The sequence below is a fragment of the Streptomyces sp. NPDC002776 genome, from assembly GCF_053592195.1.
This window is the reverse complement of the sequence record NZ_JBSFVG010000003.1, coordinates 402,446-420,783: the sequence shown is the minus strand read 5'-3', so window position 1 is coordinate 420,783 and position 18,338 is coordinate 402,446. Positions and strand designations below refer to the sequence as shown.

General features: G+C 72.2%; 20 protein-coding genes. 7 read left to right on the top strand and 13 right to left on the bottom strand.

Going from position 1 to position 18,338, the window contains the following annotated elements; all coding sequences use genetic code 11:
- Positions 1-11: 11 nt before the first annotated feature.
- The 6 genes from ACWD11_RS09545 to ACWD11_RS09520 form a co-directional block, all read right to left on the bottom strand.
- Positions 12-767 (bottom strand): ABC transporter permease, encoded by a 756-nt coding sequence (locus tag ACWD11_RS09545; RefSeq protein WP_389416927.1) that lies wholly within the window; start codon positions 765-767, stop codon positions 12-14.
- Positions 764-1,717, bottom strand: coding sequence for an ATP-binding cassette domain-containing protein (locus ACWD11_RS09540; RefSeq protein ID WP_389416926.1), 954 nt, complete (start codon positions 1,715-1,717; stop codon positions 764-766). Before ACWD11_RS09540 ends, ACWD11_RS09545 begins: the two co-directional genes overlap by 4 nt.
- Before the next feature lie 74 nt (positions 1,718-1,791).
- Positions 1,792-2,433, bottom strand: a complete 642-nt coding sequence (locus ACWD11_RS09535; RefSeq protein WP_451282248.1) for a PadR family transcriptional regulator — start codon at positions 2,431-2,433, stop codon at positions 1,792-1,794.
- Between the two features lie 18 nt (positions 2,434-2,451).
- Positions 2,452-2,988: a DinB family protein gene (locus ACWD11_RS09530; RefSeq protein ID WP_451282246.1), complete on the bottom strand. Its 537-nt coding sequence runs from the start codon at positions 2,986-2,988 to the stop codon at positions 2,452-2,454.
- Positions 2,989-3,126: 138 nt separating this feature from the next.
- The gene (locus ACWD11_RS09525; RefSeq protein ID WP_451282244.1) at positions 3,127-4,587 is read right to left on the bottom strand and encodes an aldehyde dehydrogenase family protein; all 1,461 of its coding nucleotides are present in this window, start codon (positions 4,585-4,587) and stop codon (positions 3,127-3,129) included.
- An 82-nt stretch (positions 4,588-4,669) separates the two neighbouring features.
- Positions 4,670-5,494, bottom strand: coding sequence for a helix-turn-helix domain-containing protein (locus ACWD11_RS09520; RefSeq protein ID WP_389417014.1), 825 nt, complete (start codon positions 5,492-5,494; stop codon positions 4,670-4,672).
- Positions 5,495-5,847: 353 nt separating this feature from the next.
- On the opposite strand from ACWD11_RS09520, the gene ACWD11_RS09515 reads away from it, so the two are divergent.
- Entirely contained in the window at positions 5,848-6,342 is a 495-nt protein-coding gene (locus ACWD11_RS09515; RefSeq protein WP_389416922.1) for an ATP-binding protein, read from the top strand.
- Between the two features lie 109 nt (positions 6,343-6,451).
- Here the strand turns inward: ACWD11_RS09515 and ACWD11_RS09510 are convergent, their stop codons facing one another.
- The 5 genes from ACWD11_RS09510 to rpmG all read right to left on the bottom strand — a co-directional run bounded on the left by ACWD11_RS09510 (position 6,452) and on the right by rpmG (position 9,120).
- A complete protein-coding gene (locus ACWD11_RS09510) occupies positions 6,452-6,721 on the bottom strand; it encodes a DUF397 domain-containing protein (protein WP_389416921.1) in 270 nt (89 codons plus the stop codon).
- 617 nt (positions 6,722-7,338) lie between these two features.
- The gene (gene rpsR / locus ACWD11_RS09505) at positions 7,339-7,572 is read right to left on the bottom strand and encodes a 30S ribosomal protein S18 (RefSeq protein WP_389416920.1); all 234 of its coding nucleotides are present in this window, start codon (positions 7,570-7,572) and stop codon (positions 7,339-7,341) included.
- A 6-nt stretch (positions 7,573-7,578) separates the two neighbouring features.
- Positions 7,579-8,703 carry a CobW family GTP-binding protein gene (locus tag ACWD11_RS09500; RefSeq protein WP_451121508.1) on the bottom strand — a complete coding sequence of 375 codons (1,125 nt, stop codon included), beginning with the start codon at positions 8,701-8,703 and terminating at the stop codon, positions 7,579-7,581.
- Positions 8,703-8,951 (bottom strand): type B 50S ribosomal protein L31, encoded by a 249-nt coding sequence (locus ACWD11_RS09495; RefSeq protein ID WP_389416918.1) that lies wholly within the window; start codon positions 8,949-8,951, stop codon positions 8,703-8,705. The genes ACWD11_RS09500 and ACWD11_RS09495 overlap by 1 nt, the downstream gene beginning before the upstream one ends.
- A gap of 4 nt (positions 8,952-8,955) precedes the next feature.
- Positions 8,956-9,120, bottom strand: coding sequence for a 50S ribosomal protein L33 (gene rpmG / locus ACWD11_RS09490; protein WP_030361075.1), 165 nt, complete (start codon positions 9,118-9,120; stop codon positions 8,956-8,958).
- Positions 9,121-9,182: 62 nt separating this feature from the next.
- On the opposite strand from rpmG, the gene rpmB reads away from it, so the two are divergent.
- The 4 genes from rpmB to ACWD11_RS09470 all read left to right on the top strand — a co-directional run bounded on the left by rpmB (position 9,183) and on the right by ACWD11_RS09470 (position 11,039).
- Entirely contained in the window at positions 9,183-9,419 is a 237-nt protein-coding gene (gene rpmB / locus ACWD11_RS09485; RefSeq protein ID WP_389416917.1) for a 50S ribosomal protein L28, read from the top strand.
- A 34-nt stretch (positions 9,420-9,453) separates the two neighbouring features.
- Positions 9,454-9,759 carry a 30S ribosomal protein S14 gene (gene rpsN / locus ACWD11_RS09480; RefSeq protein WP_389416916.1) on the top strand — a complete coding sequence of 102 codons (306 nt, stop codon included), beginning with the start codon at positions 9,454-9,456 and terminating at the stop codon, positions 9,757-9,759.
- 121 nt (positions 9,760-9,880) lie between these two features.
- Positions 9,881-10,336: a hypothetical protein gene (locus tag ACWD11_RS09475; protein ID WP_451282331.1), complete on the top strand. Its 456-nt coding sequence runs from the start codon at positions 9,881-9,883 to the stop codon at positions 10,334-10,336.
- A gap of 181 nt (positions 10,337-10,517) precedes the next feature.
- A complete protein-coding gene (locus ACWD11_RS09470; RefSeq protein ID WP_389416915.1) occupies positions 10,518-11,039 on the top strand; it encodes a DUF4232 domain-containing protein in 522 nt (173 codons plus the stop codon).
- A 2-nt stretch (positions 11,040-11,041) separates the two neighbouring features.
- Here ACWD11_RS09470 and ACWD11_RS09465 read toward each other — a convergent pair whose 3' ends face one another.
- Positions 11,042-12,181: a DUF2786 domain-containing protein gene (locus ACWD11_RS09465; protein ID WP_451282241.1), complete on the bottom strand. Its 1,140-nt coding sequence runs from the start codon at positions 12,179-12,181 to the stop codon at positions 11,042-11,044.
- A gap of 66 nt (positions 12,182-12,247) precedes the next feature.
- Here ACWD11_RS09465 and ACWD11_RS09460 point away from each other — a divergent pair, with 66 nt between their 5' ends.
- The gene (locus ACWD11_RS09460) at positions 12,248-12,880 is read left to right on the top strand and encodes a LysE family translocator (protein WP_389416914.1); all 633 of its coding nucleotides are present in this window, start codon (positions 12,248-12,250) and stop codon (positions 12,878-12,880) included.
- Positions 12,881-12,919: 39 nt separating this feature from the next.
- Complete coding sequence (locus ACWD11_RS09455; RefSeq protein WP_389416913.1) at positions 12,920-14,605, top strand: bifunctional 3'-5' exonuclease/DNA polymerase; 1,686 nt, start codon at positions 12,920-12,922, stop codon at positions 14,603-14,605.
- A gap of 22 nt (positions 14,606-14,627) precedes the next feature.
- Here the strand turns inward: ACWD11_RS09455 and ACWD11_RS09450 are convergent, their stop codons facing one another.
- On the bottom strand, positions 14,628-17,966 hold the full coding sequence (locus ACWD11_RS09450) for a BTAD domain-containing putative transcriptional regulator (RefSeq protein WP_451282238.1): 3,339 nt from the start codon (positions 17,964-17,966) through the stop codon (positions 14,628-14,630).
- Positions 17,967-18,338 lie beyond the last annotated feature (372 nt).

The window sequence follows — 18,338 nt, the reverse complement described above, 5'->3', positions numbered from 1 at the left end:
CGGGCGGCGGCTCACTTGCTGAGCCGCCCGAACCGCCGCACCGCCAGCGGGAAGAACACCGCCAGGAGCACCAAGGGCCAGACGACCGCCGCCGCCACCTGATCCGTGCCGGTGCCGCCGAACAGGTCGCGGACCGCCGTCGCCGTGGCGGACATCGGGTTCCACTCGACGACCGTGCCCAGCCAGTCGGGCATGGACTCCGGATGGGCGAGGGCGTTGGACAGGAAGCCGACCGGCCAGACCAGGATCTGCACCGCCTGCACCATCTCCGGCTTCCCGGCCACCAGCGCCAGGTGGATGCCGATCCAGAGCATGGCGAAGCGGAAGAGCAGCAGCAGCCCCACCGCGCCCAGGAAGGCCCCGGGCCCGCCGTCCACCCGCCAGCCCAGGGCGTAGCCGACGCCCATGAGGACGAACAGGGACAGTGCCGACTGGAGCATGTCGGCCGCCGAACGGCCCACCAGCACCGCTCCGTTGGCCATCGGCAGGGAGCGGAAGCGGTCGATCACCCCCTTGTTGAGGTCCTGGGTGACCGCGATCATCGTGCCCTCCAGGCCGAAGGCCATGGTGAGCGCCAGCATGCCGGGGACCAGATAGTCGATGTAGGAGCCCTGGACGCCCCGGCCGCCGCCGATGAGGTAGCCGAACATCAGCAGCAGCATCACCGGGAAGACCAGGTTCACCACGACCTGCACCGGCTGGCGTGCCCAGTGGGCCAGCTCGCGGCGGGTCATGGTCCAGGAGTCGGTCAGTGCGTAGGCGGTCATACGGCCTCCTTCACTCGGTGATCGCCGGTGAGGTGCAGGAACACCTCGTCCAGCGTCGGGCGGCGCAGGGCGATGTCCTCCGCCTCGATGCCGGCCTCCTCAAGGGCGCGTACGACTCCGGAGAGCGCCGCCATCCGGTCGGTGACCGGGGCGCTCAGCAGCCGGCGGTCGGCGTCGGCCCGGACCGTCGCCGGGTCGAGCGGCAGCAGGGCGAGGGCGGCGCCGAGCTGGCCCGCGTCCCGCAGGACGACGTCGATGCGGTCGCCGCCGAGGGCGGACTTCAGCTCGTCGGCGGTGCCGTCGGCGATGACCCGGCCCGCGTCGACGACCGAGATCCGGTCGGCGAGCTGGTCGGCCTCCTCCAGGTACTGGGTGGTGAGCAGGACCGTCGTACCGCCGCCGACCAGGGAGCGGACCGCGGCCCACACCTCGGCGCGGCCGCGGGGGTCGAGGCCGGTCGTGGGTTCGTCCAGGAACAGCACCTCCGGGTCGGTGATCAGGGACGCGGCGAGGTCCAGCCGGCGCCGCATGCCGCCGCTGTACTGCCGTACCGCCTTGCGTCCGGTGTCGGCGAGTCCGAAGCGCTCCAGGAGCTCGTCGGCCCGCACGCGCGCGGGGCGGGCGCCCAGGTGGTAGAGGCGGCCGAACAGCTCCAGGTTCTGCCTGCCGCTGAGTTCCTCGTCGAGGGCCGCGTGCTGGCCGAGCAGGCCGATGCGGAAGCGGACCGCGCGGGCCTCGGTCAGCACGTCGTGACCGGCCACCTCGATCCGGCCCGCGTCGGGTCGCAGGAGGGTCGACAGCACCCGGACCAAGGTGGTCTTGCCCGCGCCGTTCGGCCCCAGCACCCCGTGCACGGTGCCGCGCCCGACCCGGAGGTCCAGCCCGTCCAGTGCCTTCTTCTCGCCGTACTTCTTGTGCGCGCCTTCGACGGTGATCGCCGGATCGGCCACGGACTCTCCTTTACTAGTCAAAGTTGACTACGGGCCCCGAGGGTAATACCCGGCCCCTCGGTCGTCAAACTTGATTAGCCCGCATCTCCCGGATGCGGCTCCCCCGTCGCGTACGGGTTCTCCTCGCCCTCGGCGAGGACGCCGACGAACGGCTCGCCCTCCCCCGCGAAGGTGTACGCGCCGCCCTCGATCCGCTCGATCAGCCCCTGGGTCCACTCGGCCTCGGCGTCGGCCGTGTGCACCCAGAGGTTCATGATCTCGCCGATGTGGCCCAGCTGGCCGGGGCCGTTCTCGGGCACGTAGTGCTCGGTGACGGCCGACCGCCACTCCTCGCTGCGCCGGATGCGCTCCCTGAGCAGGGCCACCGTCTCCGCGCGCGGGAGGTCCACCATGAAGCCGATGGCCGCCGACTTCACGTCCATCTTCTGGTCGTAGGAGACCAGCGCCTCACGGACCAGCCGCAGGTACTCCTCGGTACCTTGGTCCGTGATCTCGTACTCGGTGCGGGGCGGCCCCCCCGCGGTGGAGGGCGCGATCTCGTGCGCGTGCAGCAGTCCCTGTTTCGCCATCTGCTTCAGGGCGTGATAGATCGAGCCGGGTTTGGCGTTGGACCACTCGTGCGCGCCCCAGTACTCCAGGTCGTTGCGCACCTGGTAGCCGTGGGCCCGCCCGTGCTGACGCACCGCGCCGAGCACCAGGAGACGGATCGCTGACATGCGCCCCAGGTTATGACCTCAGCTTTCGGCGAGGGCAACCAGCTCGAAGGCCGTCTTCCCGTCCAGGGACTCCCGGATGATGTCGGCGTGGCCCGCGTGCCGGGCGGTCTCGCGGATCAGGTGCAGCACCAGCCAGCGCAGGGAGACCCGGCCCTCCGGGGGGAACCAGGGCATCTCGGGCAGCGCGAAGGTGTCGTCGAGGCTCGGTGCCGAGTGGATCAGGGCCTCCGTCTCGGCGGCGACCTTCTCCCAGTAGTCCAGCTGCGAGGCGAGCGTCTCCCCCTCGACCAGCACGAAGCACTCGTGCCAGTTCGACCGGTCCCGCTGCACGGCCGGCGGCTCGCCCTTGGCCAGCGAGACCCAGTACTGCTCGACCTCGGCCACATGCTTGACCAGGCCGGCCAGGGACAGCTCGCTGGCGCTGGGCCGCGAGGACGCCTGCTCGTCGGTGAGCGCGAGCACCGAGCGGCGGATGCCGCCGCGCTGCTCGTCCAGGAAGCCGAGCAGCGCTCCGCGCTCGTCGCCGGGTGCTTCCGCGGGAACGTGGGTGACCATGGCGGCCGCCTTCCGTCGATGGGGCTCCTTGCCTGACACCCACGAAACTACGGACCATTGAGGTCAGTTGCTGTCCTCAATGGCCCGCCCCGGAGAAAAAATCTGCGGCCAGGGAAAAGACCCAGCCGAAGAAGAGACCTAGAAGGGGAACCCGCTGCGTCCGTGCTGCACGGAGATCCACTTCAGCGTGGAGAACGCGTCCAGCATGGTGTCGCCGTTGAGGCGGCCGACGCCGGAGTGCTTCTCGCCGCCGAAGGGCACGATCGGCTCGTCGTGCACGGTGCCGTCGTTCACATGGAACATGCCGGTGTCGATCCGCTTGGCGAAGGACACGCCCCGCTCGATGTCACCGGTGTGGACGGCGCCGCTCAGGCCGTACGGGGTGTCGTTGACGAGGCGCACGGCCTCCTCCTCGCCGTCGAACGGGACGAGGAAGACGACCGGTCCGAAGACCTCCTGCTGGAGCAGGGCGGAGTCGGCCGGCAACCCGGTCAGCACGGACGGCTCGACCAGGTTGTCGGTGGTCGTCCCCCGCACCAGGGCGGTGGCTCCCTCGGCGACGGCCTGCTCGACGACACCGGACAGGGCGTCCGCCTGCGAGGAGTTGATGACCGGGCCGATGACGGTCTCGGGGTCGCGCGGGTCGCCCGCCTTGAGCGTGCGCACCTTGGCGACGAACTTCTCGGTGAACTCGTCGGCGACGGTACGGTCGACCAGGACCCGGTTGGCGGCCATGCAGACCTGGCCCTGGTGGACGTAGCGGCTGAAGACCGCGGCGTCGACGGCGTAGTCGAGGTCGGCGTCGTCGAGGACCACCAGGGCGCTGTTGCCGCCGAGTTCGAGGACCGAGCGCTTGAAGTGCGAGGCGCAGACGGTGGCCACATGGCGGCCGACCTTGTCGGAGCCGGTGAAGGAGATGACCTTCGGGACCGGGTGCTCGATGAAGGCGTCGCCGATCTCCGCTATGTCGGTGACGACGACATTGAGCAGTCCGGCGGGCAGGCCCGCGTCCTCGAAGAGCCTCGCGACCAGGGTGCCGCCGACGATCGGGGTGTTCTGGTGCGGCTTGAGCACGACGGCGTTGCCGAGCGCGAGGGCGGGGGCGACGGACTTCAGCGACAGCAGGAAGGGGAAGTTGAAGGGGCTGATCACACCGACGACGCCGACCGGGACGCGGTAGACGCGGTTCTCCTTGCCGTCCACCGGCGAGGGGATGATCCGACCCTCGGGGCGCAGCGCCAGGTGGACCGCCTCGCGCAGGAACTCCTTGGCGAGGTGGAGCTCGAAGGCCGCCTTCAGCCGGGTGCCGCCCAGCTCGGCGATGATCATCTCGCTGATCTCCGCCTCCCGGTCCTCGATCAGCCGCAGGGCCTTCTCGAAGACGGCGCGACGCGCGTACGCGTTGGTCGCGGCCCATTCCTTCTGGGCGCGGGCGGCGGCCCGGTAGGCCTGATCCACCTCGTCGACCGTGGCTATGGTGATCGAGGCGAGCTTCTCACCGTCGTACGGGTTGAAGTCGATGATGTCCCAGGAACCTGTGCCCGGGCGCCACTCACCGTCGATGTACTGCTGGGCCAGGTCGGTGAAGCAGGACGACATGTGATCCCTCGAATCCCTAGCGGACACCTGATCAGTTTCTGATCATCTCCACGGTCTGATCACACGTCATCGTACTTGTGTTTCAAGACAGTTGAAGGAGTCCTCGGAGAAGATCGCGGCTCTCGGCCGGCCCCGGGCTGTCCTGCTGGAGCTCCTTGAGCGCCTTCTCGTACTGGGCGACGTCCTCCTGCTTGTCCAGATACAGCGCACTGGTGAGCTGCTCCAGATAGACGACGTCCGACAGGTCGGACTCCGGGAAGCTGAGGATGGTGAAGGCGCCGGACTCGCCGGAGTGCCCGCCGAAGCTGAACGGCATGATCTGCAGCCGGACGTTGGGGCGCTCGGAGACCTCGATCAGATGCTGGAGCTGGCCGCGCATCACCTCGCGGTCGCCGTAGGGGCGGCGCAGGGCGGCCTCGTCGAGGACGATGTGGAGCTCGGGGGAGCTCTCGTCGACGAGGTGCTTCTGCCGCTCCAGCCGCAGCGCCACCCGCCGCTCGACGTCGGCCTCGCTCGCGCCCTTCATCCCGCGCCGGACGACCGCGCGGGCGTAGGCCTCGGTCTGGAGCAGGCCGTGCACGAACTGCACCTCGTACACCCGGATCAGCGCGGCGGCGCCCTCCAGGCCGACATAGGTGGGGAACCAGCTGGGCAGCACGTCGGAGTAACTGTGCCACCAGCCCGCGACGTTGGCCTCCTTGGCGAGGGCGAGCAGCGACGTGCGCTCGACCTCGTCGGTGATGCCGTACAGCGTCAACAGGTCTTCCACGTCCCTGGTCTTGAAGCTCACCCGGCCCAACTCCATCCGGCTGATCTTCGACTCGGACGCGCGGATCGAGTACCCCGCGGCCTCACGCGTGATCCCGCGCGCCTCACGCAGCCGCCTGAGTTGCGAGCCGAGCAGCATGCGCCGCACCACCGATCCGGGCTCTCCCGCGCTCACGTTCGCCAGCCTCCCCAACCTCTCCAGGGCCCGAAGTCTGCCACTAAAACACTCCGAGCTGTACTCGTCCGATTACAGAGAAGGAAAGAAGCCAAAGATTTCCCTCAGGAAGGAGGAAGCAGAAGGCAAGCCGGGAGTACCAAGATGGCGGAAAAAATGGCCAACAAGCGGTACGGGAGGGTCCAATTCGGTCACGTGCACGTGCATCTGCCCTTGCATCTGCTGTACGCATCCGAAACCATGGTCCCGCGCAACCGCTGCATCGCAACGACCGCGAATTCCCGGGAGTGCCTCGCATGGGGACGAATGGATCGACCATGCTCGAGCCGTTACGGCAGGGCCTTCCGCCGCTCGATCCCGCGGCCGTGTCCAACGCCGCCTCCTGCGCACTGCCCGCCCGTTACGAAGCCGTACGCGAGGCCCGGCACTTCACCCGCAGAACCCTCGACCAGTGGGACACGGGCGAGCGCTTCGACGACGTCTGTCTGGTGGTGTCCGAACTCGTCACCAACGCGCTCCGGCACGCGCTGCCCGCGCACCACACGCGCGTGCCCGACCAGACGCCTCCGGTACGGCTGCATCTGATGCGGTGGACCGAGCGGCTGGTGTGCGCGGTGCGCGACCCCAGCCACGACAGCCCCGTCGCCCGCGACTCGGACGACTTCTCGGCGGAGTCCGGACGCGGCCTGTTCCTGGTGGACTCCTTCGCCGACAGCTGGGGCTGGCACCCGCTGGCCGGCACACTCAACGGCAAGGTGGTCTGGGCACTGTTCCGGCTGCCGCACAAGCCGCAGCCGAGCCCCGCCGACTGAGGGGCCGCGGCGCTGTACGGCGCCGCGGCCCTACGCGCGTCACACGCGCATGACGTCCCGGCCACCGTCCCGATAGCCGGAAAAGTCCCCCGAATTGCCCGGCCGGATCTCAGCCCGCTATCAGGTGATCGAACTCGCCGTCCTTGATGCCCAGCAGCATCGCCTCGATCTCGGCGCGTGTGTAGACGAGCGCCGGACCGTCCGGGAACCGCGAGTTGCGCACGGCGACATCGCCGCCGGGCAATCGGGCGAACTCCACGCAGGATCCCTGCGAGTTGCTGTGCCTGCTCTTCTGCCAGGCCACACCGCCGATCTGGGCGGCGGCCATGCCGTTGTACACGCCGGACGCGTCTTCAACGTCGTACACGTCGTGGTCCACAGGTCGCTCCCCGGTGGTGCACTGGCTGGTGAGGCCATTGATGCAATGGTCAACTGACCCGGATCATAACCTTGTTCAAGTGCTGATGCATGGGAGGATGCACGGCCAGATGCACGTGCACGCGGGGTGTTCCTGCGGTTACAGCTGTGACGTGCGCGTCGGCGAAGCCGTTCCGGCGTCTGCCCCGGAGCTCGCAGAACATGCGACCGCCATCCCCCGTCCGAGCCGGATCGTCCGGATCGAATCCCTCGTGTACTAGGAACAGACGCGCACGGAGCCGTTCATGTTCCGCCATCCGACCGACGGTCCGGCGACCGGACCGACCGGACCGTCGCCCTCCCAGTGGACGCCCGCCGTCCGCCTCGCCGGCACCGGGCGACCACCTGGTGCCGGAGGCCTGTGCACCCGGCACCAGCCCGCGCAAGCGCCCGCACCCGATGACGGGGAGGTCGTCATCGGGTGCGGTGTCCGGATCGGGTCTTCGTCGGGTATACGACCGGGCAGTGGGCCGAGGTCGGCCGGACAGGCGTGCGGAAACACTCGTACGAATGGGGGCGGCCCCGTACGTCGGTGAGCGCAGTGTCCGCCTGGTGACGGGTGCGGTGTCGGCCGTTGCCTCAGCGGCTCGCGTACGGCAGCAGCGCCATCTCGCGGGCGTTCTTGACGGCCTTGGCCAGCTGCCGCTGCTGTTGCGCGGAGACCCGGGTCACGCGGCGGCTGCGGATCTTGCCGCGGTCGGAGACGAACTTCCGCAGCAGGTCGGTGTCCTTGTAGTCGACGTACTCGATCCCGGCCCGGTCGAGCGGGTTGGGGCGGTTCTTGGCGGGCATGCGGTCGCTCTTGCGGGGCATGGCGGGTCAGACCTCCAGGAGGGTGTCGAAGGCGGGCGGCAGCCGCTTCCAGGCGTCGCGCCCGGCGGCGTACTCGGCGTCGGTCAGCAGGCAGGACTCCAGCAGTTGGGCGAGGCCGTCCCGGTCCAGGCCGGGCGAGGTGAACACCAGGTGCTGGCCGCGGTCGCCGTGCTCGGGGTGCCAGTCCAGCGCGGCGGCGGCCCGGCGTACCGGCGGGACCATCTCCCAGGCCGCGTCGGGCAGCGAGGCGAGCCAGGGGCCGGCGCTCTCCACGCACAGGGCGCCCCCGGCCGCGTCCCAGTGCAGTAGCGTGTCCGGCTTGTCGGCGAGCCAGAACCTGCCCCTGCTGCGGGCGGCGGCACAGGTCAGGTCCTCCAGCGCCGCGTACAGCCGCTCCGGATGGAAGGGCCGGCGCCGGTGCCACACCAGCGTGGCCACGCCGTGCGCGTCGGCCTCGGCGGGCAGCAGCGCGCAGGCCGGGTGCTGGGCGGCCGCGGCGGCCTCGACGTCGAACCCGGCGCGTGCGGCGCCCGCCAGGTCGCCGTGGCCGATCAGGACCCGGCGGGCGGTCGGGTGCAGCTGGGCGAGCAGTTCCCGGTCCTCGTCGTCGGCCTCCGGGGAGTCGAGGAGGGCCAGCACGGGGGCGTACTCCAGCTGGCGCGCGAAGGTGTCGGCGACCGTGCGCTGGTCGGTGGCGGCGGCTGCCAGGCCCCGCTCGGCCAGGTCGTCGCCGTTGCCGAGGTACGGCAGCAGCAGCGCCGGGTCGACGGCGGTCACCACTCCGGTGACGGTGAGGCCGCCGGAGGTGACGACCTCCGCCATCGCCTTGGGTTCGACGGAGTCCCACAGCTCGACGACCGCGAGCGAGGTGCCGCCCGCGGCTTCGAGGCGCTTCAGCTCCGGCACCAGGTCCTCGCGCAGGGCGCAGCAGGCGCAGTCGTTGACGAGGGGGGCCTCTCCGGTGTCCAGGACGCCGGTGGCGTCGCGGACCGTCCGTACGACCGTGCCCGCCGGGGCCGTGGCCAGGTCGTGGTGGAGCACGACGCTGCCGGGGACCTCGGCGAGCAGCCGGTCCACGGCGGCCCTGCGGGCGTCGGCGTGCAGTCCGCCGACGAGCACGACGGGGAGCATCAGTCCTGCTTTCCGTACCGGCGCTCGAAGCGCTCCACCCGTCCCGCGGTGTCCAGCACGCGCGCGGTGCCGGTGTAGAAGGGGTGGCTGACGTCGGAGATCTCGACGTCCACGACGGGGTAGGTGTGGCCGTCCTCCCACTCGATGGTCTTCTCGCTCGTCATCGTCGAGCGGGTGAGGAAGGCGTAGTCGGCGGCGCGGTCGCGGAAGACGACGGGGCCGTAGGGCGGGTGGATTCCCTCGCGCATGTCCTCAGCGCTCCTCTCGGAAGTCGACGTGGCGGCCGGCGACCGGGTCGTACTTGCGCAGGGTCAGGCGGTCCGGGTCGTTGCGGCGGTTCTTGCGGGTCACGTAGGTGTAGCCGGTGCCGGCGGTGGACCGGAGCTTGATGACCGGCCGGAGTTCGTTGCGAGCCATGCTGGTACCTTACTGAAAATGAATTCCATTTACACACCGCGTTCGAGAGAGGTGCGTCACCTGTGTCCGCCCACTGCATGCTGACCGGCGCCCGGCCCGGCTTCGGCAACCACATCTCCCACTCCCACCGGCGGACCTCCCGCCGCTTCGACCCCAACATCCAGTCCAAGCGGTACTGGCTGCCGAGCGAGGGCCGCCATGTGCGGCTGAGGCTGAGCGCGAAGGGGATCAAGACCGTCGACTCGATCGGGGTCGAGGCGGCGGTGGCACGCATCCGCGCGCGGGGGGTGCGGGTCTGATGGCGAAGCAGAACACGCGGGAGGTACGGGGCTGATGGCGAAGCAGAGCAAGATCGCGAAGAACGAGAAGCGGCAGGAGATCGTCGCGCGATACGCCCGGCGGCGGGCCGAGCTGAAGGAGATCATCCGGCGGCCGTCGTCGACGGAGGCCGAACGGCTCGCGGCACAGCGGGAGCTGCGGCGCCAGCCGCGCGACGCGAGCCCCACGCGCGTGCGCAACCGGGACCAGGTCGACGGGCGCCCGCGCGGCTACTTCCGGACGTTCGGGCTGTCCCGGGTGTCGCTGCGGCAGCAGGCACACGCGGGCTATCTCCCAGGGGTGCGCAAGTCGTCCTGGTGACGGTCGTCGCCCTGGTCCTGGTTACGTCCTGGTAGCTTGCTGCGGTCGTGGCGTCCTAACCGGCTCATCCTGGGGGCTTGCAGTGACTTCGGCGAGGTACGCGCGCGTGGCGCGCAGGCGGATGCGGATCATGGCCGCGGCCACGGGGCTGACCGGCGTGCTCGTGCTGGGCGGGTGCGGCGACGGCGACTCCTCGGACGACGCCTCGCCCAGCGCGAGCGCCACGCCGTCCGCCACGGGGGCCGACACCGGCGGGGGCGGCGGGAGTACGGCGTCCCCCGCCGGTGACCTGGAGGGCAGCTGGCTCGCCACGACCAAGGGCAAGGCGGTGGCGCTGGTCGTCACCGGCAGCAAGGCGGGGCTGTTCGCGACCGGCGGGACCGTGTGCAGCGGCACCGCGCGCGGGACGATCGAACTCACCTGCACGGACGGCAGCAAGGACCGGTCGAGCGGGACGGTCGAATCCGTCGGCGCGAACACGCTCAAGGTGACCTGGGACAGCGGTCTGGGCACCGAGACCTACCGGAAGGCAGACGGCGCCACTCTGCCCACGGGGCTGCCGACGGCGGGCCAGTAGGCCCGGAGCCGCCGGGCCCCGGAGGTTCGGCAACCTGCGCACAGCCGTATGCGGGATGAGCGGCACACAGCCGGATACGGGATGAGCGGCATACAGCCGTATGCGGGATGATCGGTGCACGCGATCGTATGCGTGATGATCGGTGCACGCGATCCGTCACGCACGCCTCAGAGGACACCACATGCGCGCCACCGCCCTCCCCCTCGCCGCCCTCGCCGCGGCGCTTCTGCTGACCTCCTGCGGCGACAGTGAGGGCGGTGACGGCGGCGGGGACGCGAAGCAGGGCGACAAGGCCACGGCCGCCTGCCGGCTCGCCGCCCTGGAGGTGCAGGTCGGTCCGGCCAACGCCGCCCCGGCCGCCGGGGACACCGGCAACGTGCCCGTCACCCTCACCAACGACGGCGCCGACTGCACCCTGGCCGGCCTGCCCTCGGTCACCCTCAAGGCGGGCGGCACCTCGGCGGAGGTGGCCCCCGACGCGGCGGCGACGCAGGAGGAGCGGACGCTCGCGCAGGGCGGCTCGGTGTCCGTCACCGTCACCTATGTGCGCGCGGAGGCGGGCAGCGGCCTCGCCGTGAAGACGGCCGACTTCGCGCTGCCCGGCGCCGACACCTCGCACAGCTTCCCCTGGACGTACGGCGATGTCGCGCTCAAGGGCGACCAGCCCGACGCCACGGTGAGCGGATTCCAGCAGGGCGACTGAGCTCACTCCAGCCGGCGCCTGGCCCGCACCTGGGCCTGATCGGCGGCCTCCGCGCCCTCGGTCCAGCCCGCCGCGTCGGTCACGCCGCGCAGCCGGGTCGTGGTGGTCTCGGGGAACATGTGGTCGACCCGGGCGGTGACCGCGACCTCCCGGGAGGCCAGGACCGGCAGCAGGTCGTCGCTCACCTGGGTCTCGGCGGCCCGCGCCAGCCGGGTGCCGATGCGGTGGGCGTAGGCGGCGAGGAAGGACTGCCGGAACGTCTTGGTCCGCTTGCGCCCGCCGGCGCGTTGGGCCGCCTCCGCCTTCGTCATCGCGGTCTGCGCCTGCACGAGGAGCGAGGTGTGGAGCAGCTCGACCACCTCCAGATCGGCCTCGAACCCGACGACGGTGGAGAAGCCGACGGCCTCGTTCCACACCGCGCGGCAGTGGTTCGCGGCGGCCACCGCGTCCAGCAGCATCGCCTTGGCCTGCTCGTACGGCGGCTCGACGCCGATCCGGCAGGCGCCGGGGGCGTCGGGCGCGGGCGACCGGGCCGCCAGCAGCGCCTCGTCGACGCTGTGCCGGGCCATCAGCTCCTGCGCCTTGGCGGTCAGCGCCTCCGCCTCCTCCGGGAACCCCGTCCCCTCCGCCTTGGCGAGCAGCGCGCGGATCCGGGTCAGCATGCGGGACTCGGGCCTGCGGGAGTGCCGTGGATCGTCGAGGGGTTCCAGGGGCGGCAGGCGCAGCAGCAGGCGGTACAGCTCCAAGACGGCGGTGGCGTGCGTGAAACGGTCGCCCGCGCGCGTGGGCGGCGCGTCCAGCTCGTCGAGCTGCGCCCGCCACCGCGGGCCGCGCGGCACGTCGTCCGGCGCCTGCGCGTGGATGAGGGCGGCGAGCAGGCACAGATGTACGTCGTCCAGGTCGCGCCGGACTACGCGTACGACGTCGGCGGGCTGCCAGCCGCGCCGCCAGGCCGCCGCGACGAACTCCCGGCCCCGGCGCTCCAGTTCCGCGTCCGCCCCGGCGTCGGCGGCGAGGAGGGAGGCGCCGGTGTCCAGGGCGCTGTCGGAGTCGGTGTGGAGGGCGGCCTCGAAGGCGCGGTCCACGGTGCCGCGCGTGCCACTCTTGCTGTTCTTGCCGCTCGAACTGTTCGTGCTGCTCACCCGCCGATCGTCTCACTCCCCGAAAATCGGTCGCCCGCGCGCGTGGGTGCTCCGAGCATGGCTCGCATGGTGGACACGTCTTTGTACGCGGCGTTCCTGGTCGCCGCCTTCGCGCTCTGCATCACCCCGGGCCCCGACATGATGTTCATCGTGGCGATGGGCGGGCGGGGCGGACCCACGGCGGGAGTGATGGCGGCGTTCGGGGTGGCCTGCGCGATGCTCGTCCACACGGTCGCCGCGGCGCTCGGTCTGTCGGCGCTGTTCACGACGCTGCCGACGCTGTACCACGTGCTGCGCTGGGTGGGCGCGGCCTATCTGCTCTACCTCGCGGTGAAGGCGTTCCGGGACCGCTCGGTGCCGGGCGAGGACGGGACCGCCGACACCGGCTCGGGCATGCGGCGGGCCTTCTGGCAGGGTGCCGTCACCAATCTGCTGAACCCCAAGGTGATCCTGTTCAACGTGGCGTTCCTGCCGCAGTTCGTGGACCCGTCGCTCGGGCATGTGCCGGGACAGCTGCTGCTGCTCGGCGGGACGCTGGTGCTGATGGGGTTCCTCTGGGACGGCTGCGTGGGCCTGCTGGCCGGCCGGCTGGCGGACCTGCTCCGCCGCAGCAGGCGGGTGAACCGCTGGCTCAACATCGTCTCCGGCACGGTGTTCACGGGCCTCGCGGTGCGGCTGGCGGTGACCTCGCCGAAGTAGCCGAGGGCCGTTGTCAGACCCTCCTGCCACACTCCTGACATGACCGACCGGTGGGCTCTCGCACCGGCCGAGGACGGTGGCACGGAGCTCGCCCCCCTCGGCCCGGACGGGCTGCCCGCGGGGCCGGTCGTGCGGGAGCCGGATCTCGCCGCGGCGGTGCGCGGCAGGCCGGAGGTCGCGCGCTGGGTCTGGCGTTCCACCGCCGAGGTCTACCCGCGCCTGCTCGCCACGGGGGTGCGAGTGGAGCGGTGCTACGACATCGAGGACGCCGAGACCCTCCTGCTCGGCCACGAGGGGCGGTACGGCGAGCCCCGTTCCGCGGCCGCGGCCCTGGCCCGGCTGCGCGGCGGCCCCGTACCGCCCGACCCGCCCCAGCGGCCCGCCGAGCCGGGCGCCCAGTCCTCGCTCTTCGAGCCGCAGGCCGTCCACGTGCCGCTGGCCGACCTGCTGGAGGTCTACGCCGAGCAGCAGCGGCGGCACGACAAGGCCGCGCACCCGGAGCGGATGCGGCTGCTGACGGCCGCCGAGTCGGCGGGGATGCTGGTCGCCGCCGAGATGAACCGCGCCGGGCTGCCGTGGAGCGCCGACGTCCACCGCCGGGTGCTGCACGACCTGCTCGGCGAGCGGTACGCGGGCGGTGGCGAGCCCCGTCGCCTCGCCGAGCTGGCCGACGAGGTGTCCGCCGCCTTCGGCCGCCGGGTCCGGCCCGATCTGCCCGCCGATGTCGTCAAGGCCTTCGCGCAGGCCGGCATCAAGGTCCGGTCGACCCGGCGCTGGGAGATCGCGTCCGTCGACCATCCGGCCGTGGCGCCGCTGCTCGAATACAAGAAGCTGTACCGGATCTGGGTGGCCCACGGCTGGTCCTGGCTCCAGGACTGGGTGCGCGAGGGGCGGTTCCGCCCGGAGTTCCTCGCGGGCGGCACGGTCACCGGACGGTGGGTGACCAATGGCGGGGGCGGGCTCCAGATCCCCAAGGTGATCCGGCGGGCGGTCGTCGCCGACCCCGGGTGGCGGCTCGTCGTCGCCGACGCCGACCAGATGGAGCCGCGTGTGCTGGCCGCCATCTCCCGCGACCCCGGTCTGATGGAGGTGGCGGGCCGGGAGAGCGATCTGTACCAGTCGGTCTCCGACCGGGCCTTCTCCGGCGACCGCGCCCAGGCGAAGCTCGCGGTGCTCGGCGCGGTCTACGGCCAGACCTCCGGCGACGGCCTGAAGAACCTCGCCGCCCTCCGCCGCCGCTTCCCCCTCGCCGTGGCCTACGTCGACGACGCGGCGCGGGCCGGTGAGGAGGGGCGGCTGGTGCGCACCTGGCTGGGCCGCACCTGCCCGCCCGCGGCCGGAGCGGGCGAGGAGTCGGCGGAGGAGGCGGGCATCCCGGTCGGCGACGACTCCGACGACGCCCCGCAGTGGGTGCCCGGGTACGCCTCCACCGACGCCCGCGCGCGGGGCCGCTTCGCCCGTAACTTCGTCGTCCAGGGCAGCGCCGCCGACTGGGCGCTGCTGCTGCTCGCCGCGTTGCGGCAAGCCTGCGCGGGCAAGGCGGCCGAGCTGGTGTTCTTCCAGCACGACGAGGTGATCGTGCACTGTCCCGAGGAGGAGGCGGAGGCGGTCGCGGCGGCGATCCGGGAGGCGGCCGAGCTGGCGGGGCGGCTGACGTTCGGGGAGACGCCGGTGCGGTTTCCGTTCACCACGGCGGTGGTGGAGTGCTATGCGGACGCGAAGTGATCAGGCGAGAGGAGCGGGGTGATCAGGTGGGGGTTGCGAGGAGTGTCGCGAGTTCGGTGAGCACCGTCTTCTCGTCGGTCCCGTCCAGGGCCTCCCGCGCCGCCGTCCATGCCGAGCGGGCCTCCTCGGTACGGCCCGACTCGCGCAGCAGGAGTCCGTGCTGGTGGCGGGCGAGGCCGCCCATGTAGCGGTCGGCGCGGGCGTCGGCGCGGCGCAGCAGTTCGGCGCACTCCTGGGCGGCCCGCTCGGTGCGGCCCAGCAGCCGCAGGGAGCGGACCAGGCCGAGGCGGGCCTGCGACTCACCGTGCCAGTCGCCCTGGTCGGCGAGGTCCCGCAGGGTCTCCTCGAAGTGCCGGGCGGCCGCGTCCGGTTCGCCGAGGGTGAGATGGGCGTAGCCGATGTTGCACCGCGCGTAGAGCTGGAGGAGGGCGTTGCCGATGGTCTCGCCGATGGCCAGCGAGAGGCGGTGCTGCTCGATGGCGGCCCGGGGGTCGGTGTGCTCGTACAGGTTCCCGAGGTGCTGGTGGGTCACCGCCTCGCCGTACGGGTCGTTCAGCCGCCGCGAGTAGGCGAGGCTCTGGCGCAGCGCCCGCCCCGACTCCTCGTAGCGGCCGAGTCCTTCGAGCAGCAGGCCGCGGTTGTTGAGGGAGCGGCGGATCCAGGAGAGGACGCCGAGCCGCCGCCAGATGGCCAGGGCCTGGTCGTTGAGGGCGAGGGCGTCGTTCTGCCGGCCGGTGAGGAAGTGCAGTCCGGCCAGGTCACCGAGGGCGTACGCCTCGGCCGCCTCGTCCCCGAGCCGCCGCGCCACCCGCAGCGCGGCCCGGCCGAGGGTCTCCATCTCGGCGACCCGGCCGCCGCGTTGGAGGTACGGGAAGATCAGGCGCAGCAGCGTGCACAGGCGGGCGGCGATACAGGGCTCGGGCGCGTCGGCGTACCGCTCGGCAAGCGCCACCACGTTCTCCAGCTCGGTGTCGCCCCAAGCGAACGCCTCCTCGGGACCGGTGAAGGGGTGGGTGCCGGTGACGTGGGACGCGTGCTCGGGCGGCTGGCTGGCGGTGGGACGACGGCGGTCGTCCTGGTCGAGGCCGGGGTCGACGATCGCGGTGAGGGTGCGTTCGGCGAGGGCGGCGTACCAGTTCAGGGCGGTTTCGACGACGGCGGTGCCGCCTTCGGTGCCGGCCAGTTCGCGGGCGAAGTCTCGGACCAGGTCGTGGGGGACGTAGCGGCCGAGCGCCGTCTCCTCCAGGAGGGCCACGTCGACGAGCCGGTCGAGGGCGTCCTCGGCGCGCCGGGTGCCGATGTCGCTCAGGCGGGCCAGCAGGGGGGCGCCGTACTCGGGCAGGTCGAGGGCGCCGATGCGGCACAGCACGAGGGCGGCGTCCCGGTCGGCCTCGCGGTCGGAGGCGGCGAGCGCGTCGTGCGCGACGGCCAGGGAGCGGCGGACGCTGAGGTCGTCGTACTCCAGGTGGTGCAACCGCCCCTCGGTGGCGGCCAGTTGACCGGCCAGCACGTCCGGGGTGAGGGCGCGGCGGGCGGCGAGGCGGGCGGCGACCACCCGCAGGGCGAGCGGAAGGCGGCCGGTGAGTTCGACGAGGGGGTGGCCGGCGTCGATCCCGTCGTCGCGTCCGGACACCGCTCGCAGCAGCGCGGCGCTGTCCTCGGCGGACAGGGGCGTGAGCGGGATGCGCCGGGCGCCGTCGAGGGCGGCGAGGGAGGAACGGCTGGTGATGATCACGGCGCAGCCGGGGCCCGCGGGGAGCAAGGGGCGTACCTGTGCGGCGTTCGCGGCATCGTCCAGGACCAGCAGGGTGCGGGTGGGGGCGAGCATCGAGCGCAGCAACGCGGCGGCGGCGTCGGGGTGTTCGGGGATGGCGCGGGGGTCGGCTCCGACGTCCCGCAGGAGCGCGGCCAGGGCCTGGGCGGAGGTGAGAGGGAGCATGCCCGGGGTGGCGCCGTGCAGGTTGACGTAGAGCTGGCCGTCGGGGAAGCGGTCCGTCAGGGCGTGGGCGATGTGGAGGGCCAGGGCGCTCTTGCCGAGGCCGGCCATGCCGGTCAGGACGGTGATGGCGGGGCGGAGGGCCGGGCCGGCGAGGGTGCGGCGGAGGTCGTCGGCGAGGTGGGCGCGGCCGGTGAAGTGGGCGGGGGGTGGGGGGAGTTGGGCTGGGCGGATGGGGGGTGCCGGGATCTTGGCGTCGTCGGCAACGGCTCCGGGGGATGCCGGGGTGTGGGGATCGCCAGGGGTTTTGGAGGGCGCGGGGGCGTTGGCCTGGCGTGCTGCTCCGGAGGGCACCGGGCTATTCGCCTCGCCTGCAGCTCCGGAGGGCGGGAGGGTGCTGGCCTCGCCTGCGGCTCCGGAGGACGCCGGGCTATTCGCCTCGCCTGCGGCTCCGGAGGGCGGGAGGGTGCTGGCCTCGCCTGCGGCTCCGGAGGACGCCGGGCTCTTGGCCTCACCCGCGGCTCCGGAAGACGCCGAGGACTTAGCCTCACCCGCAGCTCCGGAGGACGCCGGGGCCATGGCCCCGGTAACGACGCCGGAAGACACCGGAACCTTGGCCTCACCCACAGCTCCAGAGCGCTCAACGCCGCCCGCTTCCTCCACCGGCTCCCGCAGCACCTCCAGGTGCGCCCCGCGGACGGCGACCCCCGGCTCCACGCCGAGTTCCTCCACGAGCCGGTGCCGCAGGTCTCGGTGGACGGCGAGAGCCTCCGCCTGGCGTCCGCTGCGATGCAGCGCGAGCATCAGCTGGCGGTGGTAGGCCTCGCGCAACGGGTGTTCGGCGGCGAGGGCGGACAACTCCGGGAGCAGGACGTCCGGTCGGCCGTCGGCGAGGGCCAACTCGGCGTCGTAGCGCCACTCCAGGAGCAGCAGCCGGGCCTCCCTGAGGCGTTCCACGAACGGGTAACCGCCCAGGTCGGCGGGGAGTCCGCTCAAGGGTGCGCCGCGCCACAGGGCGAGCGCTGCGGTGCACTCGCACAGGGTGCGGCGCCAGTCCCGGGAGGCGTGGGCGGCGCGCGCGGTGGTGAGGTACGCCTCGAAGACATGGACGTCCAGCTCGCCGTTGTCGACGCGCAGCAGATACCCGGGGGACACGGCGCGCAGTCGCGCCGGGTCGTCGAGGAGGCGGCGCAGCCGGGTGACGTGGTTGTGCAGGGAGGCGTGCGCGGAAGCGGGCGGCGCGCCGCCCCAGAGCGCGTCCTTGAGCGCGTCGACGGAGACGGTACGGCCCGCTTCGAGCAGGAGGGCGGCCAGGAGGGCCCGGAGCTTGGGGCTGCCGACGGGGCGGGCCACGGCGCCGTCGCCGCCGGAGTCGTAGAGCACCGGCGGCCCCAGCAGTCCGAACCGCAGCTCGTACCGCTTCACGCCGCCCACTGCCTTTCCGCGCCCCGCGCGCCACGGCGTAGCCCGGCCGTCGTGGCGGATTTCCGCCGGTCGACGGCGGTATTCCGCCACCCTGTCCCCGACGGGCCACCCGCCGGGATCCGCTGCCGTTCCGCCCGTCCGGCACGATGGCCCCGGCGTCTTCACGCCAGTCGGCCGACGGCGGCACGGAGAAGCTTTGGCCATATGTTAGCGATCCGTTGGTGGGACCTGATGTGATCACTACATCGGATCCGGCTCGACGGTGCGCGCGTAAGACGCGTTGCTCGGGGGAGTGTTACCGCCGCGGCCGGTCCGGGGACGCACAGGGTCCCGGTCGTCGGAGGTGAGCGACCGGGACCCGCGTCCACCCCC

Excerpts from the sequence above, each read along its gene's own strand:
- rpmG (WP_030361075.1), bottom strand. The coding sequence starts at position 9,120 with ATGGCTCGCAACGAACTCCGGCCGGTCATCAAGCTCCGGTCCACCGCC.
- ACWD11_RS09515 (WP_389416922.1), top strand. The coding sequence starts at position 5,848 with ATGCTCGAGCCGTTACGGCAGGGCCTTCCGCCGCTCGATCCCGCGGCC.
- ACWD11_RS09475 (WP_451282331.1), top strand. The coding sequence starts at position 9,881 with ATGCGGATCATGGCCGCGGCCACGGGGCTGACCGGCGTGCTCGTGCTG.
- ACWD11_RS09520 (WP_389417014.1), bottom strand. The coding sequence starts at position 5,494 with ATGCTGCTCGGCTCGCAACTCAGGCGGCTGCGTGAGGCGCGCGGGATC.
- rpsN (WP_389416916.1), top strand. The coding sequence starts at position 9,454 with ATGGCGAAGCAGAGCAAGATCGCGAAGAACGAGAAGCGGCAGGAGATC.
- ACWD11_RS09530 (WP_451282246.1), bottom strand. The coding sequence starts at position 2,988 with ATGGTCACCCACGTTCCCGCGGAAGCACCCGGCGACGAGCGCGGAGCG.
- ACWD11_RS09525 (WP_451282244.1), bottom strand. The coding sequence starts at position 4,587 with ATGTCGTCCTGCTTCACCGACCTGGCCCAGCAGTACATCGACGGTGAG.
- ACWD11_RS09460 (WP_389416914.1), top strand. The coding sequence starts at position 12,248 with ATGGTGGACACGTCTTTGTACGCGGCGTTCCTGGTCGCCGCCTTCGCG.
- ACWD11_RS09535 (WP_451282248.1), bottom strand. The coding sequence starts at position 2,433 with ATGTCAGCGATCCGTCTCCTGGTGCTCGGCGCGGTGCGTCAGCACGGG.
- ACWD11_RS09455 (WP_389416913.1), top strand. The coding sequence starts at position 12,920 with ATGACCGACCGGTGGGCTCTCGCACCGGCCGAGGACGGTGGCACGGAG.
- ACWD11_RS09470 (WP_389416915.1), top strand. The coding sequence starts at position 10,518 with ATGCGCGCCACCGCCCTCCCCCTCGCCGCCCTCGCCGCGGCGCTTCTG.
- rpsR (WP_389416920.1), bottom strand. The coding sequence starts at position 7,572 with ATGCCCCGCAAGAGCGACCGCATGCCCGCCAAGAACCGCCCCAACCCG.
- ACWD11_RS09495 (WP_389416918.1), bottom strand. The coding sequence starts at position 8,951 with ATGCGCGAGGGAATCCACCCGCCCTACGGCCCCGTCGTCTTCCGCGAC.
- ACWD11_RS09545 (WP_389416927.1), bottom strand. The coding sequence starts at position 767 with ATGACCGCCTACGCACTGACCGACTCCTGGACCATGACCCGCCGCGAG.
- ACWD11_RS09500 (WP_451121508.1), bottom strand. The coding sequence starts at position 8,703 with ATGCTCCCCGTCGTGCTCGTCGGCGGACTGCACGCCGACGCCCGCAGG.